Source organism: Tessaracoccus pujii (assembly GCF_054483895.1).
Genome location: NZ_CM137012.1, coordinates 2,694,097 through 2,717,942, shown reverse-complemented (window position 1 = coordinate 2,717,942; position 23,846 = coordinate 2,694,097). Strand labels below are relative to the sequence as shown.

Genomic DNA, 23,846 nt, shown 5'->3' with positions numbered 1-23,846 from the left:
ATCAGGTGAGCAAAGACAGGGTCAGTGCGACGGCCCCGGCAAGGGCCACGACGATGGCGACGGTGGCGTGGAGCAGCCCGTCAGCAAGGTGTGTCCCGCCTGAGACGAGCGTGCGATGCGTGTGGGCGTACCTTCTGCGCGACCAGGTACCGATCAGCACTGCGGCCACAAGACCCGCGCCGGCAAACGCCCATGACCACATGCCTAGCACACCGGCCTCGATTCGGGCGAACACCAACGACCCCATGCCGATGGACAGGGCCGTCCGCTGCCACGCCAGCACCGTCCGCTCGGGTTGAAGGCCCGGGTCGAAGGGGCGCTGACTCATCGCAGAAGGAATCCGATCAATACCAGAACGCCGCTCACCGTGACCGCGAAGGCGACGGGGAGTGCGAAGACGGACGACGGGAGCGGGGTGTCGTTACGCAGGGCCTTCTCGTAGCGTGCCCATCCCCACCACGCCAAGGGGGCCGCCGCGATCCCGGTGCCCATCATCACGACCGAAGCCGCGATGCGGAACAACTCCTGGATGCCTAACCCCAGCACTTCGAGTGCGATGCCTCCGGCCAGTAGGGCGAGCGAGGTGCGGATCCAAGCCAGATATGTGCGCTCGTTGGCGAGCGTGAACCGTGCGTCCGGTTCGTCGCCGGTGCCGTAGACGGACTGGGGAACCGCTCTCGTGCCACGCGATGACGCTAGCGTCTGATGGCCTCGGAGGGCGAACGATGAACAGGGGACCTGAGTGGCTCAGGGCAGGATGACCTCCACGCCCTGCGCGTGGAGACGTTCGCTGGCCTCCGCGGTGATGCGTGAATCAGTGATCAGGGCGGAGACGTCAGTAAAAGCCCCGATCCGCGCGAAGGCGGTGCGCCCGATCTTGCTTGCGTCTGCTGGCACCACGGTCCTGGACGCAACCTGCATCATCCCGGCGTTGATGGTGGCCTCGTCCTCGGTGTGGGTGTAGAAGGCGCAGCGATCGGTGTCCACCGCGTTGACCCCGAGGAAGAACAGATCAATGTGGATCTCGGGCAGGATCAGCGCGGCGAGCGGACCAACCAGCTCGAAGGAGTTGGTGCGTGCCACTCCGCCGGTGAGCACGACGCGGATCTGAGGCCGGATGGTCAGGTCGTTGAGTTAAGTCCCTCATAGTGGTGTAGCCCTCGGTGGCCGTGACCGTCAGGGACGTCAGCGCGGTCACCGTGGGATCCTTCGAGTTCACCCTTGCAAAGCTCTCTCGAAAGGACATCGCCACGATGACCGCTCCTCACATTGTCGACCCCGCCCACGTGCTGGGCAACCTGCTGGCCGAAGCGTCGCCGGACATGATGCGCAGCCTGCTGCAGAACATGATCAACCAGCTCCTGTCTGCTGATGCCGACCAGGTCTGCGGCGCCGAATGGGGACAGGCCTCGCCGGGCCGGCTGGTTCAGCGCAACGGCTACCGCCACCGGCCCTTGGACACCCGCGTCGGCACCGTTGATGTCGCCGTCCCCAAGCTGCGTTCGGGGACCTACTTCCCGGAGTGGCTGCTGGAGCGCCGCAAACGCGCCGAAGCCGCTTTGATCACGGTGATCGCGGACTGCTACCTCGCCGGGGTGTCGACTCGCCGGATGGACAAGCTCGTCAAGACGTTGGGAATCGACGGGTTGTCGAAGTCCCAGGTCTCCCGGATGGCCGCCGACCTCGATGAGCACGTCAACCAGTTCCGCCACCGTCCCCTGTCCGAGGCGGGGCCGTTCACGTTCGTCGCCGCCGACGCGTTGACGATGAAGGTCCGCGAGGGCGGCCGGGTGATCAACGCCGTCGCGCTGGTCGCGACTGGCGTCAACGGCGATGGACACCGCGAAGTGCTGGGGCTGCAGGTCGCCACCTCGGAGACCAAGACCGCCTGGAACACGTTCTTCGCCGATCTGGTCGCCCGCGGCCTGGCCGGCGTCCGTCTGGTCACCAGTGATGCCCACGCCGGGCTGGTCGAAGCCGTTGCGGCGAACCTGCCCGGCGCGGTCTGGCAGCGCTGCCGCACCCACTACGCAGCCAACCTGATGGCCGTCACCCCCAAGACGATGTGGTCGGCGGTCAAGGCGATGCTGCACTCCGTCTACGACCAACCCGACGCATCCTCCGTCGAGGCCCAGTTCGACCGGCTGCTGGACTACACCGCCGAGAAGCTTCCCGCCGTCGCCGAGCACCTCGACCAGGCCCGGGCCGACGTGCTCGCGTTCACCGCCTTCCCGAGGGATGTCTGGACCCAGATCTGGTCGAACAATCCCGCCGAACGCCTCAACAGGGAGATTAGGCGCCGCACCGACTCCGTCGGCATCTTCCCCAATCGGGAAGCCATCATCCGGCTCGTCGGGGCCGTCCTGGCCGAACAGACCGACGAATGGGCCGAAGGTCGCCGCTACCTCGGCCTCGACATCCTCACCCGCTGCCGCCTCACAACCCTCCCCGGCACCAACACCGAGGAGGTGACCGAACCCCTCGCCCTCACCGCCTAAACGAAGGAACCCCCGCTACACCACTCCACGGGGCTTGACCGGTCGTTGGCAATGTTGACGGCATTCGTCACGACAGTGAGTGGCGTCTCCAGGGACCGGGGATCGGTGGCGGCGTGAACGGCGATCTCCTGTGCGATCGCGGTTGTCGTCGTTCCGCCGTTGAGCCCGACAACCTGACCGGGCGCCACCATGGTCGCCGCATGGCGTGCGATTGCCTGCTTCTGGAGGGCGTTGCGAGAGGTGCGGTAGCGCAGGGGAACGTCCCCGGTGGTCGGGTTACTCCTGGCCCCGCAAGCTCGAGTACCGGGCCTCGGTGGCTCAGTGGAAGGCGGAGCTGTACGCCCGCCGGCCCAAGACCGCGAAACTCGTGAGCAATCAGCGGCTGCTTCGCTATGAACCACCCCGGGTTTGGTGGAGGGTCTTGACCTCTACAGGAGAGTGGAGTCATGCCTGCACCAAGGAAGTACAACGACGAGTTGCGTGAGCGTGCGGTCCGCACTGTGCACGAGACGATCAAGGAGAACCCGGGGATCCCAGTCAAGCGGGCCTGCAACCAGGTGGGCGAGCAGTTGGGCATCCCAGGATCTACCTTGCGGAACTGGTTGCGTGCCCCTGGTCCCGTGCCCGGGTCGTCGGCGACGGCGGCCGACCCGCATGAGAGGCTCGTGCAGCTGGAGAGGGAGAACCGGGAACTGCGCCGCGCGAACGCGATCCTGAGGTCGGCCTCGGCTTATGTGGGTGATCGCTGTCAAGCGGTGGCTTGATCGAGGCCTTCGAGGAGGTTGGTGTAGATCTCGGCGCGGCGGGTTTGGCCTTTGGCGCAGGCGTCGTCTCGTTGGGCGATGAGGGTGGGCCGGTGCTGCTGGGTGGTGAAGAACATGGGGCAGGTTTCGCAGATCGTTTCGTAGCGGCAATCGAGCTCGACGGGCCGGCGGCAGTAGCCGTTGCCCAAGAGTCGTTTGTCGACCTCAGCATGCAGGGCGGTCATGGCTGGCCCGGCGGCCTCGGCGGGCAGGACGGGGATGGCGGGCTCAGCATCTTTGTAGAGGGCTTCGATCTTGCTGGTGACTTGGAAGTACTGGTCGGCGACGGTGCGGTCACCGATGCGGGCGTAGACCATCGTCATCGACAAGTCGGCGTGGCCCAGTAGCGCGGCGATCGCTTCGAGGCTCATGCCGCGGTTGATGGCTTGGGTGGCAAGGGTGTGGCGCAGCTGGTGGGGGTGGACGTGGCCGATGCCCGCGGCAGTGGCGGCTTTCTGGACGGCTTTGTCGACGCGGGTTGGTGGAATGGGTCGTCCGCGTTCGAGCAGGAGCAGGTCGCTGGCCTGCCAGGACGGGCGGTGGGCGATCCAGGCGTCGATGAGGGTTTTGAGGGCCGGGTCGAGGGGGATGTAGCGGTCGGTGTGGAGTTTCCCGACCGGGGTGCGAAGCCAGTAGCCGGTGCCGATCTGGACGACGGCGTTGATGCGTAGTCCGAGTAGTTCGCCGCGTCGCATGCCGGTGCGGGCCAGGATCTGGATCATCAGCCGGTCGAGTTCGTCGGGTAGCTGTGCGGCGGCGGTCATGAACGCGGCAGCACGGGCATCGTCGAGGAACTTGGGCAGTGGCTTGTCCAAGCGTGGACGGTCTTCGCGGAAGACCAGAGCGCCGGTGGGCAGGTCGGGATAGCTCCATTCGGTGATACGGGTGAAGAAGGTATGCAGGTGACCCATCCGCATGCCCAACGTGGTCTTTGACAACCCGGTCTGGCCGCGGTAGCCGGGTCGTTGATCAAGCCAGGAGCGGTAGTCCTCGATGTGGCAGCGCTGCAGGTCGGCGATGCGATTGACCTCGGGGTGGTGGGCGATGAGGTATCCGGCGAATTGCCGCAGGGTGGTCTCGAACAGTGTCACTGATGAGGGCCGTAGTGAGGCGTGGCATTGCTGCAGGTAGCGGCGCATCGTGGCAGCCATCACCGGAACATGGGTGGTGATCTGTTCCCAGTCGACCTCGGCGGCGCTGCGCGCCGCCCATGGCCGGCGGACAGCCGGTTGCGGTGCTTGCCCGCGGTGGAACATCACCGCATCCAGCCCGAACAGTGGCGTCGACAACCATCGGGGCGGCGCGCTCGCTCGGGAGGCCATCACGGCATCGAAGTAGCTGGTGCGCGCCTGCTGGTAGGTCTGTGTGGTCAGGGCATCAGGGCTGGTGCCGGCGATCACGCAGATGCGCGCCAGATGGGACCACATGCGTCGGCTTTGTGCCGTGGTGAAGCCCAGCTCGAGGGCTTGGGTGGTGAATCTGTCGCGCTGCTCGGGATAGGCGTCAGCGATGTAGATGCCCCAGTGGCAGCATGACTGGGAGACGAAGTCCGGGGTGACCGGCAGGCTGCTGGCGATGGCGGCGTGAGCAGCGAACGACATCACCTCGGTGCGGACCTGGCGGCGTTGCTCGACGCTGGCGTGGTTCCAGCCGTCGAGATCACCGAACAGCCGACCGAAGCGCTGTGCCGCCAAGCGACGGCCCTTCGCCGACGCTGAGCTGGAAGCAGCCGCAATGTAGGAGGCCGTCACCTCCTCAAGAGCCGGACTGGTGCTGGTAGGGGCAACAGCGGTCATGGACGGGGCCCTTCCTCGATGGGTGGGTAGATGTCGCTCAACACCTGCATGGCGTCGCGGTACTGGTCAGCGAGCCAGTCGTTGGACAAGTGGAGGTAGATGCGGGTGGTCTCCAGGTTGGCGTGGCCGGCCTGGGCCTGAATCGCCTCCAAGGCCATGCCCGCCTCCCTCAGCCGGGTGAAACATGTGTGACGCAGTTCGTGGCAGGTCGCGTGTCGCAACCCCGCGCGACCTCGGGCCCCAGCAAGGACTTCGTCCAGCCCTGCTGCGCTCAACGGCATGCCGCGGCGGGGTCCCTTCAACACCACGAACACCAACCCGGTGTCACACTCCGGGGGACGCTCGGTGGTCAGGTAGGCGGCCAGGTGGGTGAAGAACGCGTCGACGACCGGGACGATACGTTCGTGGCCGCCCTTGCCCTGGTGGACGAAGACCCGTCCATCGCCCAGCTGGATGTCGGCCAGACGCAGGCCCAGCACCTCACAGCGTCGCAGTCCGGCGTGCAGCATCAGCGTGACCATCGCCCGGTCCCGCTCGGTGCGCAACGCGCCCATCAACGCGACCGCCTCGCCCGGCGACAGCACCTGCGGCAGCCGTTTTGGAGCACGGACCAGCGGCGAGCCCCGCAACGACCGCGACCGGGGCGTCATCGACCGAGGAACCGGCTGCCGCTCACACACACCGCGGGCCAGCAGGTAGTCGAACAGCGAGGTGACCGTGGCCAGGCGGCGTTTGATCGTGGACGCCGCCAGGCCCTGCTCGCCGTCGACCAACCGGACCACGTTGCCGCCATGGCGAGGTTCACGCTGCTGCTCGATGAAAGCCAACACATCCGCCGTGCCCACCCCAACCGGTGGCTTGCCCACCACCGTGAAGAAGACCTTCAAGTCGAAGGCCTGCGCCAACACCGAATTGGGTCGCAGACGCGCCGCGGTGAACCTCAGATACTCGTCCACCCACTGCTCACCCAACCTGGGTGGCTGCCCCTCCACGAAGACCAGCTGTGGCACGAACCCATCCATCACTGGCCCCCAGCCACTCGAAGACACCACCATCGTCACCGCCGCATCGACGGCCTGCTTCTTCGGGGTCCAGATCACCTACATATCAAGCCCTTCTTCGCGGCGAAGAACACTCCCGGCAGGAGTGCTTCGAGATGATCGATGCGGAGAAGGCGAACTACACGATCACCCGCATGTGCCGGCTGTTGGAGGTGGACCGGCGCCGCTACTACGAGTGGCGCCGACGCCAGGCTGCCGGCCCGACCGCGCGGGAGCAGCGGCTGGCCGAGTTGACCGTGCGGATCAAGGCCCATCACAAGGCCTCGGACGGCACCTACGGGGCGCCCAGGATCCTGCACGACCTGCGCGAGGAGGGTGAGACGGTGTCGGTCAAGACGGTCGCGAAATGCATGCGGCAAGCCGAGATAGCCGGGATCAGCCCGCGTACCTGGCATCCGCCGACCACCACTGTCGGGCCGAACCCTGACCCGGCACCGGACCGGGTCCAGCGGGTCTTCGATCAGGGCCTGCCGAACATCGTGTGGCACTCTGACATCACCTACCTGGCCACCGGCGAGGGCTGGGCCTACCTGTGCACGATCCGGGACGGTCACACCCGCCGGGTCCTGGGCAGGACAGTCGCCGACCACCTCCGCGCCGATCTGGTCGAGGATGCCCTACGCCAAGCTGTCGCCCTGCGCGGTCACCTGCCCGGCAACGTCATTTTCCACGCCGACAGGGGCTGTCAATACACCAGCGAGCAGATCGCCAAGGCCGCCGGCGAGTTGGGCCTGCTGCGGTCGATGGGACGCACCGGCGTGTGCTGGGACAACGCCGCCGCGGAATCGTTCTGGTCCACGTTCAAGAACGAGTACTACCACCGGCACGTGTTCCCCACGATCGCCGCCGCCCGGCAGGGCGCCTACACCTGGATCGACTCCTGGTACAACGCCCGCCGACGCCACTCAGCGATCGGCTACATCAGCCCGCTACAGTACGAACACCACCTGGCCCGACAGGCCAACCAGACGGCTCCCAAGGCCGCCTGACCAAACAACCACCTGTCCGGAATCCGGGGTCAACCTCACAAGGGATTTGCTACGCGTCGTGGTTGGCGAACTCCAGCCAGATGTCGGCGTGGCAGGCGACGTCGAGGGAGCAGGTGCAGGCCAGGTTCAGACCCCGCAATTGCATGCTGCCTTGTTCGGCCAACAGCGGGTTCCGTTCGAGGTAGCAGCGGAAGTGCGCCACCGCCGAGGCGTGGCCGGCCGGAGACCGTGAGGCAACCGGGTAAGGGTTGGCCCACCTGGTTGGGGTGGACACGTTGACCGTCGCCCCCACCAGGACATGGAGCTCCCCGCGTGGAGTGCGGATCCGGGTCGGGGTGTTTGGCCTGGGTTGAGTCCTAGCGGCATCCACCAGGCGATCGGCGAAGGCTGCCGCGTCGAGCCGTACCTGCCTGAGGTCGAAGGGAACCTGCAGCCGGCGGGCGTCGACCAACAGGTTCACCTCGGTCAAGGTCAACACGGTCACGTCCTCGGTTGCTTGGAGGGTGCGTCGCTGTCGTTGGGTGAGTTCGACGATGCGGTCAGCAGGCGTGCCGGCGGCCAGACGCTGCCGATGGCTTGCTCCCAGGCGGATCCCCGCGGTCTGCAGTTCCCCGGGGGTGTCGGCAAACAGGTCGGGTCCTCCCATGTAGAGCATTCAGCGGTCCGCTTGCTCGAGCAGCAGGGACGGCTGTGCGGGGTGGCGTAACCAGCGTCCTGCTCGGTAGTTGGCGAGGCGCCAGTCGTTTCGCTCGCTCAGCCAAGGGGTGATGTGCTGATCGCAGCACCACATGACGCCGTCGACATACTCGCATCCGCACCGCTGTCTGCGAACATGAGCCCCCGCATAGTAGCCGGTCATCGCGTCGTGGGGACGATAGCCGGTGCCCACCTCGGTGTGGGTGCACCAGGGGCAGCGCACCGTCACGTCGACGTCCTGGCTCATCATGCGAACCTCCAGTCAGTGGTGATGGTCTTGAGTGCGGCACGCGATCGCGGGGGTTCAGGACGCAATGGGTTCGACGGCGTCCGGCTCGCGGACGTCGGGGTCCTTGGGTGACCTGGTCAGGCGGACACGTTCGGTGTCGGAGACCTCGTAGCCCAACTGCTCCAGCAGCCCGTAGAAGTCGGCCAGGTCGAGGTCAATGTCGGGCCACGCGTACGGGTTGCGTTCGCTCGCGTGAAGTTGCACCAGCAGGACGTGCTCGGGCGTGGCCCTGGGGAACCGGGCCCGCCACTGGTCGATCGTCGGTTGACCGGTGTCGAAACCCATGAGGCGATCGAGGTCCCAAGTTGACCAGTGACTGCGCCGCAGGGTGGCGTCCGCGAACGCCGCGGTAATGATGGCCCGTTCCGGTGCGGTCAACTTGCGGGTGAGGGTGTCGAGCACGAACTGGTCACGCAGGGCGAGGGCCTGTTCGCCTTCGGCCTGGTGGGCGTCGCGCTGGGCTCGTTCGCGGGCGCGTTCGGCAGCATCCTCTGCTTCCTGGGCGGCGAACTCGTCGGCGTCCGGCTTCGGCTGCCACAGCGACACTGAAGCGCTGTAGCGTCCGGCCTCGAACACGGCGTCGGCGGGGTACTCGTCGGCGTCCCCGATCTCGTCGGTCTTCTGGAACTGTGCGACCAGCTGGTAGTCCCGCCACGTTGTCGCCTCCGGTGGGAGGGGATCGAACCCGAGCGCGGCCAGCTTGTCGACGACCGGCTGCTGGGCCTTGCGCTTGTTGCGGAGGTCGCGTGCGTTCGCGAGTTGCCAGCCCCAGTTCGACGTGCCGGCGGCGTGCATCAGGAGGGTCACGGTTTCGACGTCGTCGAACTCCCCGATCGCTGCAGCGTCCTCGAGCGAGAGTAGGCGGGCGTGGACCTTCTCGCGGGCCGGTTCGGGCAGGGCGAGGAGCTTCAGGCGGCTGTCGATCGTCTTCCGGGTGCGGCCGGTGCGTCGGGCGATCGCGGTGCCCTTCACGCCGAGGTCGAGGAGCTGCTGGTAGCCCTCTGCCTCCTCGATCGCGCTGAGGTCGCAGCGTTGCAAGTTCTCGATGAGCATCAACTCGACCTGGGCAGTGGCGGTGAGGTCGGGGTCGACGGCGGCGGGGACCTCATTGAGGCCAGCCAGGGAGGAGGCTGCCAGACGGCGGTGGCCCATCACGGCCCGGTAGCGGTCGGCGCCGGCGGGGACCAGGAGAAGGTTCTGACGAATGCCCTGGGCGCGGATGCTGTCGGCGAGTTCGGTGAGGTCACCAAGATCTCGGCGCGGGTTCCGTGGATGGGGATCGATCAGGTGGACGGGGATCAACTGGATGTCAAGCATGAGCAAGCCTTCCGGGGGGCAGGGACTCGCTCCGCCGCCACCCGGCGAGCGGAGCCGGTGATCGCAAGGGCGGCCTCTGAGGCGAGCAGGAGCAGGCCGGGCACGGCCCAGCCCCAGAGCGGCGAGAGCAGGGCCCCGGTGAGGCACAGCGTCGCCACCATGATCCATCCGATCCACTGCCGGATCTTGGTGGGCCGCTGGCTCACATAGCGGATCCACAACAGGAGCGGTGCGGCCACCAAGACGGCGGGTATGAGGGCGGACGTCACGGCATCCCACACGCCGAACTGGGCGAGGGTGCCTAGCAGGGCGAGTGCCGCGAACGCGGCCGGCACCCCGAACACGAGGTAGCCGGTCCACGTGTTGATGTGGGTCCAGGCCTTCATCAGGTGGCGCCCTCTCCGGAGGGGACCAGGTCGGCGACCTCGTTGGCGTCGCAGCGCTTGCAGAAGTGGATGATCAGGGCGGGTTCCCCCAAGAAGTCCAGAGGCTTCCAGTTCCCCCACCGATGGCCCTGCTCCTCACAGATCGCTGCTGCGCGGCAGCCAGGGCAGGTGGCGTGATCGGGGGTGAGGTGCCAAGGTTCGGGCCTGCCGCTCAGGTCATGGATGGCGGCCTCAATGGACGGCCAGTAGTGGAGGCGGCCCGCAGCGTCCTGGACGACCACAGGGCAGTGATCGCAGCGAACCGAAACACACAGCTCGAGGTCGATCGCCATGGTCAGGCTTCCCATCGGCGGGAACTCTGGGAGGCAGCGGGAGCCACGCTCAGGCCGCCGCCCCCCAGACGTGCCGGGTTGCTGGTGATGAGGGGTTTGTGGTGGGTCATCTCGAGCTCACTTCCGGGACGGCTGCTTTCGTCCACCAGAAGGTGCCAGACGAGGGGGCGCGGTGACGCGTGCGGGCTCAGCGGCCCGAACACCCGCGGGGCCGGGCACCGATACCACTCGGTGTGATTCCCGGTCCCATCGGGTGACAGGTCAGGCAGCTCACGGGCACCACCCCGCTGCGCCGGCCTGGCCTGGGGGGCCAGACGAATCCGGCCGCGACCAGTGTAGGGGCCCACCACTGGCGCGGTCATGCTCCGAACCGGTCGTCATGGTGCCGGTACTCGGTGAACTCACGATCAGGCGAGTTCAATTGGTCGAGCAGCCAGGGCTCGCAGGCGGGCCACAGCAGCACCAGCGCCTGCATGTCCAGGGTCACCAAGGCGTTCCACACCGACTCCTGGTCGTCGCCGTCGGACAGGACGAACACGCCGGCGCGAGGCTTCAGTGCGGGTGGCGCCTCCAGTGCGGCGGGAACGGTGAAGATGACGACCGGCGCGGCTTCCCAGTGCGCGGCGATCGCCTGCGGTTCGACCCAGCGCAGGCCGGGGATCGTGGGGTGCTGGTCGCCGAGTGCCACACCGATCGGGTCACCGGAGCGCAGCAGCGGACGGGTCCACAGCCACGGCGCCTCGGCGTAACCGTCGATGCGCAGGATTGCCGCCCTCAGCACAGCGTCGATGAGCCTCTTGACGGGGCTTCCCGCCCAGCTGGGGCTGGGTTCGCATGCCGAGGTGGCAGCGTGGGCGGCCTTGACCACCTCGACGGGGTCCAGGTGTTCGACCGGTTGGAACCGGTAGGGGGCGGGCTGGTGGCGGTCGACGAGCTTGGTGCGGCCGTGCTCGGCCAGCCATCCCAGTGCATGGGTGTTCTCCTGGCGGATGAGGTTGCCGACCTCGTTGGCCGCCCCGATCACGAAGTGCTCCTGCAGCAGGCCCTCGTTGAAGGCTGCCATGGTGCGCGGGATCAGGACTCGCCACTCGCGTGCGGCGGTGACGAGCAGATCGAGGTGGTCATCGGTGAGGAGGGTGGCGTCGGTCATCAGGATCAGCTCCTGTGCTCGGGGCGGTGGTGAGTCGCCCGCAGGGGTTGGTGTGTTGTTCTGCTGCTCCTCAGTCCAGCAGCCCGTTCTTGGCCGGTCCATCGCATGTGGGGCAGCCCCGGGGTGAGGTGTCAGCTGGCGAGTTTGCGGGGCGGATGCCCGGGGACCCAGTGCGGGGATCTTTCTTTACCATCCGACCACGCCGTGCCGGCGGCAATCCCGGTGTAGGAGTCGGCGCGTGCCCAGGCGCGGCACTCGGCGGTGATTGGGCACCAGCTGCATACCCGCAGCAGCGGGGCGGCGGCCTGTTCGGCTTCGGCTTGGTCGCTGGCTTGGGTGTGCAGCTGCTCCTGGGTGTCCCACAGGTGCTTCATGCCGCGGCATGCGGCGGCCACCAGGTGCCAGGCGGCCGCTTGTGCTTGGGCCTCCCTGCCCTTGGCCGGCGCCACGATCAGACCACCTCGGCGTGCCGGAACCAGGATCGCCGCACGGCGCTGATGGCCGCAGCAAGCCCGATCAACCCGGCGCCGGCCAGGATCGCTAGGCGGGGCAGATCCAGGCCTGCGCCGTCCGCACCGGGGATGGCCAGCAGCGGGTGGTTAGCGGCGGCCACCAAGATTCCGTGGTCGACCAGGTAGGAGGCGCCCATGAGCCACAGGCTGCCGGCGCTGGCGGCGGCCGCGCCGAAGGCCACCGCCCCGACGATCACCAGGATCACCTCTTCCTCGGGGCTGTCGGCCCAGCCGTGACTGCTTGGTGCGGTGCTCACAGGTCCTCCTCGGGTCGTCTTACCAGTAGGCGTTCGTCATCGGATACGGACAGGGATCCGCTCTCGTCGCCGTCGCCGCGCCAGGACAGCGCGACACAGCCGGGGGCGGCCAGGTCGTCGTCGGGCATCTCGTCGATAACCGCCCAAGATCCGCTGCCCTCGTCGACTTCGATGAGGTCTCCGACCATCAGGTCGCGCGGTGAGCAGTGGACGGGCTCTCCGTAGCCCAGATAGTCATCCTGCGCCTCCGGCGTGTAGCCGGCTGCCGTCAGCGGGCCATCGCCGTCGGGGGTGTCCAGTCCGGTCAGGTCGGGATGCCGAACCCTCCGCCCGCCGCCGTCCGGGGTGGTGATGCCCAGGGACGCCATGGCAGAGGCGAGCTCACGTCCGTCAGGCCGTTCTTGGTCGGGGTCGAAAGCAAGCGGGTCCAGGTCGGGCCGCTCCGACGCCAGAGCGAACTCGGCCCCCAGGTAGTCGGTGAACGTCGGGGGCGTGCCCTCATCGTTGGGCTCGGGAGGGACGATGACCAGACGTGGCCACTTCGCGCGGGGGGGCCGGATCTGCTGCAGCAGCGTGTACTCCTCGGATCCTTCCTCGGCGTCCATGTCGGGGAACCGGTAGCACTGGACCTCGACGGCGCGCCCCTCTGCGTTGGTGGCGATCGCCCGGCCGGTGCGATCGCGGGGCAGGGAGACGCCGGTGGCCGGGTTCTCCCACATCATCATGGCGCCCTGAGGGCTGAGCCGGCCCATGCTGACCCGGAAGCCGAAGTTGTCCCGCATCTCCCCGCCCAAGAACTCAGCGTCGGGTCGTTGGGTGAACACCACCAGGTGGATCCGGGCGGTGCGCCCCTTACGGGCCAGGCTGGCGACCTGTTCGAACGTGACCGGCTTGGTCGGGTCGCCCTTGACCTTGATGCGCTGGTACCAGGCCAGCAGGTTGGCGCGGAAGTCGGTGTATTCGTCAACGAAGACGAACAGCGGCTCGAAGTCGTTGACGGTCGCCAGGCCGTCCTCGATGAGCTGGTAGCGGTATTCCATCAGCTCCCACGCGCGATGGATCACCGCAACCTGTTGCGTGACCGCGCCGGCGATGATCTGCACATTGGGCCAGTCCCGGAACGCCAGGAACTCCACACGCTTGCCGTCGACCACCCACACCGGCCAGGCGCGGCGGGTGATCTCCCCCAGCATGCCGTGGCCGGTGCTGGTCTTGCCGGTACCCGTGCCGCCGATCACCAGAGCCTGCGGGACGATCGCGGGACGCCACTTGATCACCTCGCCGTCCTCGTCGATGGCCAGGGGGATCCACGCGTTGCGGTAGTTCTTCAGCACCTCGTCGGGATCATCCAGGGGTGTGGGTTGCAGCCACACGCTCTGCGGGAGGGTGGGGCGGATTTCGAAGCGGACGGTGTCGTTCTCCAGGTCCCATCGGGCGCGCCACCGACCCGGCATCATCGTCGAGATCGTCCGCTCGATCCGGTTGCGGTACCCCGACGCTGCCAGCTTCGGTCCGGCCTCATGGGTGACCGTGATGGCCGACAGCGTGTCCCCGTCGAGCTCGGCGTCGATCGTCTTGGCCGTGGGGCCCATCAGCTCCTTGATGGCTCGCTCACACCGCACCTGCGAGTACGGCGGTTCGTCGACTTCCAAGTCTGCGTTGGTGGCCCGGCGCAGCTCCAGCAACCCCTTGGCGCGGCGATGCTGGCGGACCACGTACGGCGCCAGCAGGTTCGCCTCGACCACGGCCAGTACCTCGGACACCCACAGCGGGTCATCGGCAGGCGCCGCTGGCGCGTACTGCAGTTGGATGCGAATCGGGGCACCCAGCCAGCCACCCTTCCACCGGGACGTGCGCAACACGCGACGATCAAGTTGCCGGATCCTCAACAGGGGTGCCAACGCCTCCAGCAGTCGGTCCTCCAACTTGCGTCGCTGGTGGGTCCTCTCCCCCACCACGCCGGTCCCCATTCCGGCAAACGCCGCTGCGACGAGTGCCGGCACTGCCAGATGGTCGGCCGCAACCAGGGGAGCAGCCCCGAACGCGGCCACCCCGCAGCCGGCCACGACCATCGAGTCTCGCCAGTGCGTCGCCGGCCGGGGCGGAACGCGCACCGCCGGCTCTGCCGGCGTCACCGGCCTACGGGCGGGTGGTCGCCGGGTCATGGCCATAGGGTTCCTCACCTCGGTTGTTCTGGTCTCACCACGAAGAAGGTGCCCCTCAGCTGCCTCTGGTGACACGCCGGTGCCGAAGTGGTGTGCTCTCGGTGGGACATCGTGAGGGGTGCGTTGGCAGTCAACAGCCGCAGTGTGCCGAGCCTGCTGGTCCGCACCTGTCCGTCCGTAGCATGCGAGCTCGGGGGCAAGGGACCGCTACTTGGCGCCTTGACACCCCACCTAGAGTCGCCCTCGACGGGTTCTCGGAGAGGTTCGGACGAGGGCGCCCCTAGATGAGGCGCGGCAGGGCAACGATGCTGCTGCCTGCAAGGTTCTCGCGCAATTTGTCAGTGTCTCGCCTTCTTGTCAGCGCGATTGACAGGCTCTTGGCACCTTTTACGAGGCTGCCCGCGCGACTCGGATCCCCGAGCGATTGGATTGGCGGGCCCGCAGTTTCGCGCTCAGCTGGCCACTTGCCAAAGCGCCTGGAACGGCTGCGGTGATCGCGGGCAGGTGCTGACCCGGCCACGTCTGGCAGGCGGTCCGGCTTCGCCAGTTGTTGTCCTGAGACACCGTTGCGTGCCCGGCTGGGATGCCTTGCCAGACATCGGGCTAGGTCAGGGCTCACGCACGAAGATCCTGACAGCTCGGATGAGAAGGTTCATTCGGGCGGCTCGATCCCCTCCGGCTTGGGGGTCTCGTCAGCACGCCCGACCCAGCTAGCCAACCGGGGAAACATGAATGCGAGCATCACCACGATGACTTCCAGCGTCACTACCTAAGAGGACACCTCCACGACGAACTGGGCGATATCACGAGGGATCTCGGTTCCCCCCACGAACGCCGTCAAGACCGTTACGATCTCAATCTCCGCAAAAGCTGCGGCACCGAAAACAAGAACATGCAGCGTCGCCACCAACCAGTCGGTGACGTCCGGTCTGTAGGCGCGACGCCGCGGGATTGTGGTGAAAGCGAGAACCAGCCAGATGGTCGCGATGATCTGAGCCATGTTGAGCAGGAACGTGTACTGATCGGGCGTCACCGCCGCAACCCCGTGATGCGACCCACCGGCGGCTGGAAGTCGGTCGTCGACGTCGAGATCGCCGTCGCCGAGTACGTCGACTGGTACAACCACCGACGCCTCCACGGCGAAATCGGACTCGTCCCACCCGCCGAGTACGAGACCCACCACTGGGCAACAACCACGATCCAGCACTACCGTAAGAACCAGGTCCTCACCGAGGCCGGAACCAACTAACCGAGCCTCCACGAAACCCGGGGCGATTCATCAGAACCGACTCAAGGAGCGTCAGATCCTCGTGTGCCAACGCATCGACCAGCGGAGCGGCCGGGCAGGCTGACGGTGGCCGGCGGCGGCCCAAAGCTCCTGCAATCAGGTCTAGCAACCTCCTAGCCTGCTCGCTGACGTGTACCCGCGGGTCCACGCATGGGAATGCCGAGAGGGGTGACGAAGAGCGGCTCAGCCGGCCGGATCACCGGCAGGTCCAGCCAGGCGGTAAACACCTCTGCAGCGTGGGGGAAAGAACTCGAGCCGCCGACCAGATAGACCACCGGGACGTCCTGTCCACCCAGCACAGACGCCGCGATCGACGCCATCTTCTGCAGGGTCGGCCGAATCAGGCTGAGCACACCGTCGTACTCCGCGGCATCCTTCTTCACCGCCTCAGCCGCGTCGTAGTCGATCTTGCGGCGGCCGGCGACGACGAGGGTCATGTGGTGGCCACCGGTGGCCTCGTCCATTGAGCGGACCACCTCGCCTCCGGCCAGGATGGACACCCCAGTGGTGCCGTGGCCGATGTCGATCACACAGCCGTCGGTGATCCCGAGCGCCCGGGCAGCCGCCACCGGCTCGTCCACGACACACTCGACGTCGAGGTCGGCAGCCTCCGCAACATTGCGGAAGACCTGGATATCGCCCTGGCTGATGCCCGGTGGGATCGATAGCGATGCCCTCGTGAACCGAAAGCCCAGCCGATGCTCGACCTCTGCGGCGAGGCTCCTGACCGCACTGGTCGCACCAACCCAGTCCACCACGACGCCGTCCCGGACGACGGTGGAGTGGAGCCAGGCTCCGGTAACCGGGCGGTCGAGTTGGTCAACGACGGACGCCACGATGTTCGCGGTGCCGAGGTCGATGCCCAGCCTGGGTTCGCCGCGCGGCTCATCAACCGCCCCAGTGCGGGTCAGCTCCGCGAAGCGACGAATGGCCGCTTCCGGCTCGCTGGCCACAGGGATTGACGACTCCATACTCACCGACACTCCTTGACTCCTCACCTGACCCTTCGTTCGGCCACCCGTAACCGGATGCCGGGCACTCTGGCGGAGCCCCTTCCCGATCGGAACGCGCCCGCTGACCGATCGCACCGCAGAGAGCCCGGCATCCGGCGTCCGAGGCGATCCCGCGCCCGCGGCGCATCAGCGCACGTTGAGGTCTCCGATCAGGACGCACCGGCGCACCCTTGCGAAGTTGCGGGTCCGGGTCAGTCCCTCGCCGGTCGGGCCTGCGATGGTGAAGGTCGGGAAGCCCTCGCCGCCGATACCGAGGCCGTTGAACGAGGGTCCGTTCTTCACGAAGATCGTGGTCTGTATCTCTCGTCCCATCCGGGTGAGGGCCTTGACGTCCCTCGAATGCATGACCGCGGTGTGCCGGTAGCCGTGCTCCAACTCGACAGCGAGCGCGATGGCCGCGTCCACATCTGGCACCCGGACCAGCCCAATCACCGGCATCATTAGTTCGTGGACCACGAACGGGTGACTGGCGTCCACCTCGCACACGATCAACCGCACGCCTGCCGGCGGCTCGACGCCGATGGCGCGGAGGATCTCGGCCGCGGGCTTTCCCACCCAGTCGGTGTCCGGACCGGTTCGCTTCTGGTTCAGGACGAGCGCCTCAATACGGCGCACCTCCTCGGCAGAGGCCTCATAGGCACCTCGCTTGACCATCTCGAACTTGAGCAGGTCAGCCACCGCGTCGACGGCCACGATCTCCTTCTCGGCGGTACACGGCACGTTGTTGTCGAAGCTCGCACCATCGACGATGCACTTGGCCGCGTACCCGATGTCGGCGGTGGCGTCGACCACGACCGGCGGATTGCCGGCGCCCGCGCCGATCGCCTTCTTGCCGGAACTGAGCACCGTCTTCACGATCCCCGGTCCACCGGTTGCCACCAGCATCTTCACGCCCGGGTGGGCGATCATCTTGTTCGTGTTCTCGATCGACGGTTCGGAGACGGTGACGATCAGGTTCTCCGGCGCACCGGCGGCGCGCAGCGCCTGATTCAACTGCCGGACCTGCCACAGAGTCAGGTTCTTGGCCCGGGGATGGGGGCTGAACACCACGGCGTTGCCTGCCGCGAGCATGCCGATCGAGTTGCAGGTGACCGTCTCCGTCGGGTTGGTGGTCGGGGTGATCGCGCCGATCACGCCGTAGGCGGAGTACTCCACGGTGGTGAGGCCTTCGTCGCCTGACCATGCCGTCGTCTCCAGATCCTCGACCCCGGGGGTTCCCTCTGCGGCGGCCTTGTTCTTCAGGTACTTATGTTCGGCGTTGCCCATTCCGGTCTCGATCACGGCCTGGACCGACATGTAGTCGAGGTTCTCCGGCTTGAGCATGACCTCGCGAATGGCAGAGACGAAGCGTCTCCGGTCGGCCATCGTGCACCGGCGATACGCCTGGGCAGCCGCCGCCGCAGCGTTGACAGCGCCGTCCATGTCGGCGAACACACCGTCGCCCTCGACGCCGGGCCGCGGCGCGGACGGCGCAGCGGCGTGGAGTGGCCCGCCGTCGTGTTCGGCCAGCACCTCTCGGATAACTGCAACGAGCTGAGCAGTGTCAATCGTCATTCCTGTACTCCCATCACGCTGTTGATTGCTTCGTTCATCACGGCGATGTCCTCTTCGACGGTGCCGCCGGAGATGCCCAGGGCGCCCACGATCGCGCCCTGGGTAACCAGGGGCGCACCGCCGCCGAAGAGGACGACCCGGCCCGAGTTGCCACTGGCAAGGCCCGGCAACGGCCCACCCTGTGCGGCGAGCGCACCGACGGCCGCACTGCTCTGTTTGAAGGCATTCGCGGTCCATGCCTTGTTCGGTGCGAGTTCCAGGCTCGCCAGCAGCGAGCCGGGCATGCGGTGGAGAAGGACAAGGTTCCCCGAAGTGTCGACGACGGCGATCACCATCGGAACCCCACGAGCCTGGGCCGCCTGCTCGGCGGCGGCGGCAAGCCGCTGGGCCAGGTCGAGCGTGAGCCCGGCTGTCGCCGGCTCCGGGTCACCCGCCGGCGGGGCCTCGCCAGGCAGCAGCTTGGCTACGGCATCGCGGACTGCCCGCTCGACCCGGGCGCGATCGTGCCAGGTCTCGGCCAGCCGGGCCAAGGCATAGACCGCGTCCGAAAGCCGGTTGAGGTAGGTCACCAGCTCGGGTCGCACCGGCTCCTGCTCGGCCAACGTCAAGGTGCGGCGCTCAGCACGACGCACGATGGTGCGCGCCAGGTGAAGCCGGGCGGACAGCGGGTCGCGTCCGGGCACCACGAAGGCCCGCTGCGGGCCGGTGATCTCCAGACACTCGTCGATGAGCCGCTCAAGGCCGGCGACGTCGGCGGCGGAGATCGTGTTGCCCAACTGGCCCGCGCCCTGGGCGTCGGAGGCCAGTTCGGCGGCCACCACGAACAGGCGTAGCTGGATGGCATGCAGATGGTTCCGCCAGCGACCGGGCTCGAACACCGCCCTCGCTTCGCCGAGCGCGGCGTTCGCCTCGTCCACGGTGCCGTAGGCCTCCACGCGGAGGCTCTGCTTGGCCACTCGTGAACCGCCGAACAGGCCGGTGTCACCCTTGTCACCGGTGCGGGTGTAGACCGCGGGCATGGCTAGGCCTCTATCTCTACGGTGTCCACGATCCCGACGATCGTGGAGTCGATGGGGCTGCTCTGGCGGTCCGCGGCGAACCGGGCGGAGGATCCCTTCGTGACGATGACCGTCTCGCCACTGCCGGCACCGACGGTGTCGACGCAGACCTCGGGCACCCCGACTAGCTCGTGGAGTTCGTTCAGCCGCCTCACCAGCAGGAGCTTGAAGCCCACCAGCCGTTCATCCTTGCTGGTGGAGACAACATTGCCGATCACCTTGGCCAGATACATCGTCAGCTCACTCTCTCAAAGGCGATACTTCGCGCGGCTGCGGTCTCCCGAGCCAGCGGCGTGATCAGCGCGGCCGGCGCGAGACGCACTACGGTGCCCGGTGGGACCGCGCGGAGCAGGGCTTCATGTACCACCGGCTCGGTGCACCTGATTACGGGATTCTCCTGTTTGGCGTCACTGGGCAGCGAAGCTGTCTTCGTCAGCTGCCGCCGCACTGCCCGATCCAGCTGTTCGGCCGAGGTCAACCGGACCCCGAACGACCGCACCCGCTCCAGGTTCCCCCGCAACAGATCCCGGTAGCCCGGGGGAATGTCCGGGAACCAGCCCCGCTTGTCGGCGCTGTCCGGGCAGGCCGCGTTCACGGCCACCACGACCGGCTTGTTGCTCATGATGAACTCCGCCATCACATTCGACGCCAGACAGTCACAGACACCGTGGGCGACCTTTGCCAGCAGGTTGACTGTCGCGGTGGGCACAATCAGCACGTCATGCGCCTGCACCAGCGACTGGCTGGCCGGGGTCATCCCCGAGGCGGCGATCGCGTCCTGATCCAGGATGTGCTCGGCGGCCGGGGTCTGGATCCAGTCGAGACCCATCTCCGGAGCGAGTCGCGCCAGGGAGCCCAACGCCGCCTCGAAGCCGAGCGAGGCACCGCTGAACAGCACCAGCGCGTTCGGACCGCGCCGCGGCTGCAGCATGTCCGACACAATCTGGCGGATCAGCCCGCGCAGTTCCCGCTCGTCCACTGTCACGCCTACGGTGAGGTCCGCCGGGGCACGTCGCAGATCGTCACGTAGTCCCCCGTCCGGGCGCCGATCGCATTTCCCTCGTCGGTGTCGAGGTGCAACTCCAGCAGGAAGCTCTCCTTCACTCGCACCAGGAACTGGTCGAGCCGACCGCCGCGCTCGCCGCCGAAGACAACGCTGACCCGGTCCTGGTCCTTGACGCCCAGCCTGGCGGCATCGTCCGGGCCCATGTGGATGTGACGGCCGGCGACGATCGCCGCATGGGCCTTCACCACCCGGCCGACCGGGCCCTCGATCTCGATCGGCCCGGCCTCGGCCAGATTCCCCGACTGCGCCATCGGTGCTGCCACGCCGAGCGCGAAGCAGTCGGTACGGCTGAGTTCCACCTGGGTGGCCGGACGGTTCGGGCCCATCACCCGAACCCGGTCCATGTGGCCCCGGGGTCCGTGCAGGGTTACTGTCTCCTCTGCGGCGAACTCGCCGCGCTGGCGCACGTACTTCTTCACCGTCGGCTTGGCGTAGCCGAAGAGGGTGTGGAAGTCGGCATCGTCGAGGTGGACGTGCCGGTTGGAGATCCCGACGATGGTCTGGGCGGGGTCCGCCTCGGCGATTCTCTGCAGAACTCGCTCGACGATCTCATCGATCAGAAGTGTCCCGGGCATGGTCATCACCTCGGCAGGAGCTTCTCGACATCGCGGTGCGGCCGCGGGATGACGTGGCGAGCCACGACGGTACCGACCCGTTCCGCCGCTGCGGCACCCGCGTCCACGGCCGCCCTGACCGCTCCGACATCGCCGCGGACCAGCACCGTGACGAGCGCGGAGCCGATCCGGACCGACCCGATCAGGCTGACATTCGCAGCCTTGGCCATGGCGTCGGCAGCCTCAACGGCGCCGACGAAGCCCCTGGTCTCGATAATGCCGAGCGCCTGGCTCATGCTTGGTCTCCTTTCTGGGTGGGTGCCGGTCGCGCGCCAGCCTTCGGTGCAGCGCTTCGTGCGGCGCCCCTGCGGGGCGTCTCCACATCCGGCGTGTCGGCGGCATCCTCAACTTCGGTGTCGGGCGGAGGGGCAGTCTCCGCCGGAGTGGCTGTCTCCGACGGAGCTGCCGGCTCCGGCGGCGGCGCCGCTTCCTCCGGGGTATCGACCACCGGGACCGGGTCGAACCCGATCGTCGCGGCATTCCGGACCAGAGACCCCACTCCCGAGGCCGGCCGCGGGATGACCAGTGAACTCACCACCTGGTTGAGTCGTCCCGCCGCGGAGACAGCGGCTGCGACAGCGGCGTTGACCGCTCCGACCTGGCCGAGCACTTTGATGGTGACGTAGCCGCTGCCCCTGGCCAGCTCGTAGCCGACCAACTCCACATCTGCGGTCTTGCACGCGACGTCGGCCGCCTCAAGGCCAGCGGTCAGCCCCACAACCTCAATCAGCCCCAAGGCTTGCATGGTGATTCCCTTCTCTGGTGGTGGCGCGCAGCGGGATGCGCTTGACGATTCGAGCGGCGTTGGATCCGACGATGCGGTCACTGACCCCCAGCCATTCCGCGATGTACGGCCGCCCTTCAGGGAGCTTCTCGGTGGTGACCACGGCGTAGTCGAGCGCGACACCGACCCCGATTCCCAGCCTGGACTCGAGGGAAGCAGCGTGGGCGAGCGCGAGCGGGTTGAGTTCGTCGCGGCGGGTCACCTCCGCGGGCACTCCTTCCTCTTCCATGCCGAGCAGCAGACCGGTCAGCGCGGTCTCGGGCACGTCCAGGTGAACGTGCAGTGCGATGGCCGGAGGCGTCGGCTTGGTCATGACTGCTCCTGCCAACTGAGAGCAAGCCCGGTCGCGACCGCGTTACGCGGACCTTCGGTGCCCCGCACGTTGGCGCGCCCGGCGACGACTCGGTACTCGGCCAGTGCCGCGGTGACCAACTGCGGGATCTCGAAATCGAGCGCCGAGCCACCGACCAAGACGACGAAGTCGATGTCGCGTACGTTGTCGGTCGGGCTCACCCGGCGGAGCGCACGAATGGCGTTGGTGACGAAGACGCGTTCCTTCGCCCGGATCCGCACCTGACGAATGGTCTCCACCGGCAGATCAAGATCGAGCGGCACCATTCCCTCAGGTTTGAGGATGACCACCCGCGCGTAGACCTCAGGCGGAAGCGGCTCCTCGAAGAACTGCACCGTGCCGTCTTCGTGCCGGATGTTGAACACCGTCTCGACCTTGGCCAGCGGGTGGCGTTTGAGATCCTCGGCGAGTTCGAAGTTCTCCAGGCCCAACTCCGACTGAATCATCAGCGTCACCATGTTGCCGGCCCCGGCCAGGTGGATCGACTCACCGGTTCCGTCGGCCCGCATCACGGAAGCGTCGGTGGAACCGGCTCCCATATCGAGGATCGCGATCGGCGCGGCGGTGCCCGGCGTGGTCAGCGCACCGCGGATGGCCATGTCGGCCTCGACCCCGCCCACCTCGATCGCGACAGCCAGCTTGGCTTCGAGTCCGGCCGCGATCCGCTGCATCTGCAGCCGGTCGGTCTTGACCATGACCGCGATGCCGACCGCAGCCTCCATCGAGAATTCGTTGGCGATTCCGCCGGCCACCCGCCGGGGTACCTGGGTATCGACCGCTAGCAGATCGGTGACATTCACGTCCCGCGGCTGAAGGTTGGTCAGCTGCGCCATGGTGACGCGCACCTTCTCCATCATGCCGCCCACGTTGGTGCCGGGTTCGCCGGTGACGTCGTTGACCTGGCGCACCCGACCAACCGCCGACATGATCTCCTCGGCGCCTCGTTCGACATCCACTTCCAGCCGGCTCGCAGCGCCGTGCACGGTCAGCTTGCCGGCCGGGATGCGCCGCTCCTGGACGTCCCCCTGGGGAGTCTTGATCACTACCGCGGATCGATTGCCCACCAGCGAGCGGGCGAGCGGCACGACCTGCTTGGTGTCCTCGGCGTCCAGCCCGAACAGGGTCGCGATGCCGAACGGGTTCGCCAGGGTCTCGACGATTCGTCCGGCCTCGGCGACCTCGATGGCCGCGAGCATGCCCAGCGGGACCTTCTCGATCAGGTGCACCTCATCGACGATCGGGATCTTGCGGTTGAGCCGGTTGTGGACCAGGACGCCGTCGTCGGACTGCAGGATCGCACCGGCCACCTCGGCGGTAGCCTCGTTGAGCCGGCGGGCGATGTCGTCGTAGGGGTGGGTCCGGCCGGCCACGACGATGCACGAGCCCGGCGGCGCCGCGGACAGTTCGTCGATGGGAACGGTTACGCCCACACCGATCCCCAGCCCTCCCGGCGTCGCCGGATTGTGTCCGATCATGGTCGACTCGGTGATGATGGTTTCGGTGATCGTCTCCATCGCGACGTCGCCGATCACCGGGGCCGCCTCGTTGATCCGGACGAGTTCAAGGTCCGAGAGCGAGCGCCCGGCCGCCTTCACCGCATCCTGCAGGGCGTGAAAGATACCGGTCAGATTGGCATCGGTGCCCTTGATGCCCGTTGTCGGGATGGTGCCGCTGGCCACGAACCGTAGGTCCGCGCCGTCAACCTCGGCAAGTGCGACCTCAGTGGTCGCATTGCCGATGTCGATCCCGGCGATCAGCTTCACGGGTTCCTCTCTGGTGCGGTCGGTCATCAATGGGGAACCTCCCCGGCCACGGCGGCAGGTTGGTTCCTGGGAGGACGGGCGTGGCGGCGGGTATCCGCCTCCA

At 67.4% G+C, this 23,846-nt stretch carries 29 protein-coding genes and 1 pseudogene; 4 read left to right on the top strand and 26 right to left on the bottom strand.

Annotation, left to right across the window (positions count from 1 at the left end; all coding sequences use genetic code 11):
- Nucleotide 1 precedes the first annotated feature (1 nt).
- From ACX1D0_RS12920 to ACX1D0_RS12910, 3 genes and pseudogenes are all read right to left on the bottom strand, one after another.
- On the bottom strand, nt 2-328 hold the full coding sequence (locus ACX1D0_RS12920) for a DUF202 domain-containing protein (RefSeq protein WP_459018385.1): 327 nt from the start codon (nt 326-328) through the stop codon (nt 2-4).
- Nucleotides 325-618, bottom strand: a pseudogene (locus tag ACX1D0_RS12915) (DUF202 domain-containing protein); the annotation flags it as partial. The gene ACX1D0_RS12920 and the pseudogene ACX1D0_RS12915, both read right to left, overlap by 4 nt.
- A gap of 129 nt (nt 619-747) precedes the next feature.
- Nucleotides 748-1,119: a DeoR/GlpR family DNA-binding transcription regulator gene (locus ACX1D0_RS12910; protein WP_459020450.1), complete on the bottom strand. Its 372-nt coding sequence runs from the start codon at nt 1,117-1,119 to the stop codon at nt 748-750.
- Nucleotides 1,120-1,253: 134 nt separating this feature from the next.
- On the opposite strand from ACX1D0_RS12910, the gene ACX1D0_RS12905 reads away from it, so the two are divergent.
- On the top strand, nt 1,254-2,498 hold the full coding sequence (locus tag ACX1D0_RS12905; RefSeq protein ID WP_068751157.1) for an IS256 family transposase: 1,245 nt from the start codon (nt 1,254-1,256) through the stop codon (nt 2,496-2,498).
- On the opposite strand, the gene ACX1D0_RS12900 is transcribed toward ACX1D0_RS12905, so the two are convergent.
- Entirely contained in the window at nt 2,495-2,752 is a 258-nt protein-coding gene (locus tag ACX1D0_RS12900) for a DeoR/GlpR family DNA-binding transcription regulator (RefSeq protein ID WP_459020449.1), read from the bottom strand. The two genes, ACX1D0_RS12905 and ACX1D0_RS12900, sit on opposite strands and share 4 nt — an antisense overlap.
- Before the next feature lie 192 nt (nt 2,753-2,944).
- On the opposite strand from ACX1D0_RS12900, the gene ACX1D0_RS12895 reads away from it, so the two are divergent.
- A complete protein-coding gene (locus tag ACX1D0_RS12895) occupies nt 2,945-3,262 on the top strand; it encodes a transposase (protein ID WP_459018384.1) in 318 nt (105 codons plus the stop codon).
- On the opposite strand, the gene ACX1D0_RS12890 is transcribed toward ACX1D0_RS12895, so the two are convergent.
- A complete protein-coding gene (locus ACX1D0_RS12890) occupies nt 3,247-5,097 on the bottom strand; it encodes a tyrosine-type recombinase/integrase (RefSeq protein ID WP_459018382.1) in 1,851 nt (616 codons plus the stop codon). The genes ACX1D0_RS12895 and ACX1D0_RS12890 overlap by 16 nt on opposite strands.
- Nucleotides 5,094-6,197 carry a tyrosine-type recombinase/integrase gene (locus tag ACX1D0_RS12885; protein WP_459018380.1) on the bottom strand — a complete coding sequence of 368 codons (1,104 nt, stop codon included), beginning with the start codon at nt 6,195-6,197 and terminating at the stop codon, nt 5,094-5,096. Before ACX1D0_RS12885 ends, ACX1D0_RS12890 begins: the two co-directional genes overlap by 4 nt.
- Between ACX1D0_RS12885 and ACX1D0_RS12880 the strand changes: the two genes are divergently transcribed.
- Nucleotides 6,101-7,147: an IS3 family transposase gene (locus tag ACX1D0_RS12880; protein WP_459018379.1), complete on the top strand. Its 1,047-nt coding sequence runs from the start codon at nt 6,101-6,103 to the stop codon at nt 7,145-7,147. The two genes, ACX1D0_RS12885 and ACX1D0_RS12880, sit on opposite strands and share 97 nt — an antisense overlap.
- A 49-nt stretch (nt 7,148-7,196) precedes the next feature.
- On the opposite strand, the gene ACX1D0_RS12875 is transcribed toward ACX1D0_RS12880, so the two are convergent.
- The 10 genes from ACX1D0_RS12875 to ACX1D0_RS12830 all read right to left on the bottom strand — a co-directional run bounded on the left by ACX1D0_RS12875 (nt 7,197) and on the right by ACX1D0_RS12830 (nt 15,284).
- Nucleotides 7,197-7,793 carry a DUF4326 domain-containing protein gene (locus tag ACX1D0_RS12875; RefSeq protein WP_459018377.1) on the bottom strand — a complete coding sequence of 199 codons (597 nt, stop codon included), beginning with the start codon at nt 7,791-7,793 and terminating at the stop codon, nt 7,197-7,199.
- Between the two features lie 9 nt (nt 7,794-7,802).
- Nucleotides 7,803-8,093, bottom strand: a complete 291-nt coding sequence (locus ACX1D0_RS12870) for a hypothetical protein (RefSeq protein WP_459018375.1) — start codon at nt 8,091-8,093, stop codon at nt 7,803-7,805.
- Between the two features lie 54 nt (nt 8,094-8,147).
- Nucleotides 8,148-9,449, bottom strand: a complete 1,302-nt coding sequence (locus ACX1D0_RS12865; RefSeq protein ID WP_459018373.1) for a ParB/RepB/Spo0J family partition protein — start codon at nt 9,447-9,449, stop codon at nt 8,148-8,150.
- Complete coding sequence (locus tag ACX1D0_RS12860) at nt 9,431-9,835, bottom strand: hypothetical protein (protein WP_459018372.1); 405 nt, start codon at nt 9,833-9,835, stop codon at nt 9,431-9,433. The genes ACX1D0_RS12865 and ACX1D0_RS12860 overlap by 19 nt, the downstream gene beginning before the upstream one ends.
- A complete protein-coding gene (locus tag ACX1D0_RS12855) occupies nt 9,835-10,182 on the bottom strand; it encodes a hypothetical protein (protein ID WP_459018371.1) in 348 nt (115 codons plus the stop codon). The genes ACX1D0_RS12860 and ACX1D0_RS12855 overlap by 1 nt, the downstream gene beginning before the upstream one ends.
- A gap of 343 nt (nt 10,183-10,525) precedes the next feature.
- Nucleotides 10,526-11,317 carry a hypothetical protein gene (locus tag ACX1D0_RS12850; protein ID WP_459018370.1) on the bottom strand — a complete coding sequence of 264 codons (792 nt, stop codon included), beginning with the start codon at nt 11,315-11,317 and terminating at the stop codon, nt 10,526-10,528.
- Nucleotides 11,318-11,448: 131 nt separating this feature from the next.
- Nucleotides 11,449-11,766: a hypothetical protein gene (locus tag ACX1D0_RS12845; RefSeq protein ID WP_459018369.1), complete on the bottom strand. Its 318-nt coding sequence runs from the start codon at nt 11,764-11,766 to the stop codon at nt 11,449-11,451.
- Nucleotides 11,767-11,768: 2 nt separating this feature from the next.
- Complete coding sequence (locus tag ACX1D0_RS12840) at nt 11,769-12,086, bottom strand: hypothetical protein (RefSeq protein ID WP_459018367.1); 318 nt, start codon at nt 12,084-12,086, stop codon at nt 11,769-11,771.
- Complete coding sequence (locus ACX1D0_RS12835) at nt 12,083-14,251, bottom strand: hypothetical protein (RefSeq protein ID WP_459018366.1); 2,169 nt, start codon at nt 14,249-14,251, stop codon at nt 12,083-12,085. Before ACX1D0_RS12835 ends, ACX1D0_RS12840 begins: the two co-directional genes overlap by 4 nt.
- 769 nt (nt 14,252-15,020) lie before the next feature.
- A complete protein-coding gene (locus ACX1D0_RS12830) occupies nt 15,021-15,284 on the bottom strand; it encodes a hypothetical protein (RefSeq protein WP_459018365.1) in 264 nt (87 codons plus the stop codon).
- Between the two features lie 15 nt (nt 15,285-15,299).
- On the opposite strand from ACX1D0_RS12830, the gene ACX1D0_RS12825 reads away from it, so the two are divergent.
- A complete protein-coding gene (locus ACX1D0_RS12825) occupies nt 15,300-15,500 on the top strand; it encodes an IS3 family transposase (RefSeq protein WP_459020448.1) in 201 nt (66 codons plus the stop codon).
- 152 nt (nt 15,501-15,652) lie between these two features.
- On the opposite strand, the gene eutJ is transcribed toward ACX1D0_RS12825, so the two are convergent.
- The 10 genes from eutJ to ACX1D0_RS12775 form a co-directional block, all read right to left on the bottom strand.
- Nucleotides 15,653-16,510 (bottom strand): ethanolamine utilization protein EutJ, encoded by an 858-nt coding sequence (gene eutJ / locus ACX1D0_RS12820; protein ID WP_459018364.1) that lies wholly within the window; start codon nt 16,508-16,510, stop codon nt 15,653-15,655.
- 168 nt (nt 16,511-16,678) lie between these two features.
- Entirely contained in the window at nt 16,679-18,106 is a 1,428-nt protein-coding gene (locus ACX1D0_RS12815) for an aldehyde dehydrogenase family protein (protein WP_459018362.1), read from the bottom strand.
- A complete protein-coding gene (locus ACX1D0_RS12810) occupies nt 18,103-19,125 on the bottom strand; it encodes a cob(I)yrinic acid a,c-diamide adenosyltransferase (protein ID WP_459018361.1) in 1,023 nt (340 codons plus the stop codon). Before ACX1D0_RS12810 ends, ACX1D0_RS12815 begins: the two co-directional genes overlap by 4 nt.
- 2 nt (nt 19,126-19,127) lie before the next feature.
- Entirely contained in the window at nt 19,128-19,397 is a 270-nt protein-coding gene (locus ACX1D0_RS12805; RefSeq protein ID WP_459018360.1) for a EutN/CcmL family microcompartment protein, read from the bottom strand.
- A gap of 2 nt (nt 19,398-19,399) precedes the next feature.
- Nucleotides 19,400-20,143: a flavoprotein gene (locus ACX1D0_RS12800; protein ID WP_459018359.1), complete on the bottom strand. Its 744-nt coding sequence runs from the start codon at nt 20,141-20,143 to the stop codon at nt 19,400-19,402.
- A gap of 8 nt (nt 20,144-20,151) precedes the next feature.
- A complete protein-coding gene (pduL, locus tag ACX1D0_RS12795; protein ID WP_459018358.1) occupies nt 20,152-20,805 on the bottom strand; it encodes a phosphate propanoyltransferase in 654 nt (217 codons plus the stop codon).
- Between the two features lie 5 nt (nt 20,806-20,810).
- Nucleotides 20,811-21,080 carry a BMC domain-containing protein gene (locus tag ACX1D0_RS12790; RefSeq protein WP_345045348.1) on the bottom strand — a complete coding sequence of 90 codons (270 nt, stop codon included), beginning with the start codon at nt 21,078-21,080 and terminating at the stop codon, nt 20,811-20,813.
- Nucleotides 21,077-21,580 (bottom strand): BMC domain-containing protein, encoded by a 504-nt coding sequence (locus ACX1D0_RS12785; RefSeq protein WP_459018356.1) that lies wholly within the window; start codon nt 21,578-21,580, stop codon nt 21,077-21,079. Before ACX1D0_RS12785 ends, ACX1D0_RS12790 begins: the two co-directional genes overlap by 4 nt.
- Nucleotides 21,567-21,941, bottom strand: coding sequence for a glycerol dehydratase reactivase beta/small subunit family protein (locus tag ACX1D0_RS12780; RefSeq protein ID WP_459018354.1), 375 nt, complete (start codon nt 21,939-21,941; stop codon nt 21,567-21,569). The genes ACX1D0_RS12785 and ACX1D0_RS12780 overlap by 14 nt, the downstream gene beginning before the upstream one ends.
- A complete protein-coding gene (locus tag ACX1D0_RS12775; RefSeq protein WP_345045354.1) occupies nt 21,938-23,770 on the bottom strand; it encodes a diol dehydratase reactivase subunit alpha in 1,833 nt (610 codons plus the stop codon). The genes ACX1D0_RS12780 and ACX1D0_RS12775 overlap by 4 nt, the downstream gene beginning before the upstream one ends.
- Nucleotides 23,771-23,846: the final 76 nt, after the last annotated feature.

What these genes read in the sequence shown, in the direction of transcription:
- ACX1D0_RS12890 (WP_459018382.1), bottom strand. Translation starts at nt 5,097, where the DNA reads ATGACCGCTGTTGCCCCTACCAGCACCAGTCCGGCTCTTGAGGAGGTG.
- ACX1D0_RS12865 (WP_459018373.1), bottom strand. Translation starts at nt 9,449, where the DNA reads ATGCTTGACATCCAGTTGATCCCCGTCCACCTGATCGATCCCCATCCA.
- ACX1D0_RS12855 (WP_459018371.1), bottom strand. Translation starts at nt 10,182, where the DNA reads ATGGGAAGCCTGACCATGGCGATCGACCTCGAGCTGTGTGTTTCGGTT.
- ACX1D0_RS12895 (WP_459018384.1), top strand. Translation starts at nt 2,945, where the DNA reads ATGCCTGCACCAAGGAAGTACAACGACGAGTTGCGTGAGCGTGCGGTC.
- ACX1D0_RS12870 (WP_459018375.1), bottom strand. Translation starts at nt 8,093, where the DNA reads ATGATGAGCCAGGACGTCGACGTGACGGTGCGCTGCCCCTGGTGCACC.
- ACX1D0_RS12920 (WP_459018385.1), bottom strand. Translation starts at nt 328, where the DNA reads ATGAGTCAGCGCCCCTTCGACCCGGGCCTTCAACCCGAGCGGACGGTG.
- ACX1D0_RS12860 (WP_459018372.1), bottom strand. Translation starts at nt 9,835, where the DNA reads ATGAAGGCCTGGACCCACATCAACACGTGGACCGGCTACCTCGTGTTC.
- ACX1D0_RS12850 (WP_459018370.1), bottom strand. Translation starts at nt 11,317, where the DNA reads ATGACCGACGCCACCCTCCTCACCGATGACCACCTCGATCTGCTCGTC.
- ACX1D0_RS12905 (WP_068751157.1), top strand. Translation starts at nt 1,254, where the DNA reads ATGACCGCTCCTCACATTGTCGACCCCGCCCACGTGCTGGGCAACCTG.
- ACX1D0_RS12875 (WP_459018377.1), bottom strand. Translation starts at nt 7,793, where the DNA reads ATGGGAGGACCCGACCTGTTTGCCGACACCCCCGGGGAACTGCAGACC.
- ACX1D0_RS12835 (WP_459018366.1), bottom strand. Translation starts at nt 14,251, where the DNA reads ATGACCCGGCGACCACCCGCCCGTAGGCCGGTGACGCCGGCAGAGCCG.
- pduL (WP_459018358.1), bottom strand. Translation starts at nt 20,805, where the DNA reads ATGCCCGGGACACTTCTGATCGATGAGATCGTCGAGCGAGTTCTGCAG.
- ACX1D0_RS12790 (WP_345045348.1), bottom strand. Translation starts at nt 21,080, where the DNA reads ATGAGCCAGGCGCTCGGCATTATCGAGACCAGGGGCTTCGTCGGCGCC.
- eutJ (WP_459018364.1), bottom strand. Translation starts at nt 16,510, where the DNA reads ATGGAGTCGTCAATCCCTGTGGCCAGCGAGCCGGAAGCGGCCATTCGT.
- ACX1D0_RS12825 (WP_459020448.1), top strand. Translation starts at nt 15,300, where the DNA reads ATGCGACCCACCGGCGGCTGGAAGTCGGTCGTCGACGTCGAGATCGCC.
- ACX1D0_RS12775 (WP_345045354.1), bottom strand. Translation starts at nt 23,770, where the DNA reads ATGACCGACCGCACCAGAGAGGAACCCGTGAAGCTGATCGCCGGGATC.
- ACX1D0_RS12805 (WP_459018360.1), bottom strand. Translation starts at nt 19,397, where the DNA reads ATGTATCTGGCCAAGGTGATCGGCAATGTTGTCTCCACCAGCAAGGAT.
- ACX1D0_RS12780 (WP_459018354.1), bottom strand. Translation starts at nt 21,941, where the DNA reads ATGACCAAGCCGACGCCTCCGGCCATCGCACTGCACGTTCACCTGGAC.
- ACX1D0_RS12815 (WP_459018362.1), bottom strand. Translation starts at nt 18,106, where the DNA reads ATGACGATTGACACTGCTCAGCTCGTTGCAGTTATCCGAGAGGTGCTG.
- ACX1D0_RS12810 (WP_459018361.1), bottom strand. Translation starts at nt 19,125, where the DNA reads ATGCCCGCGGTCTACACCCGCACCGGTGACAAGGGTGACACCGGCCTG.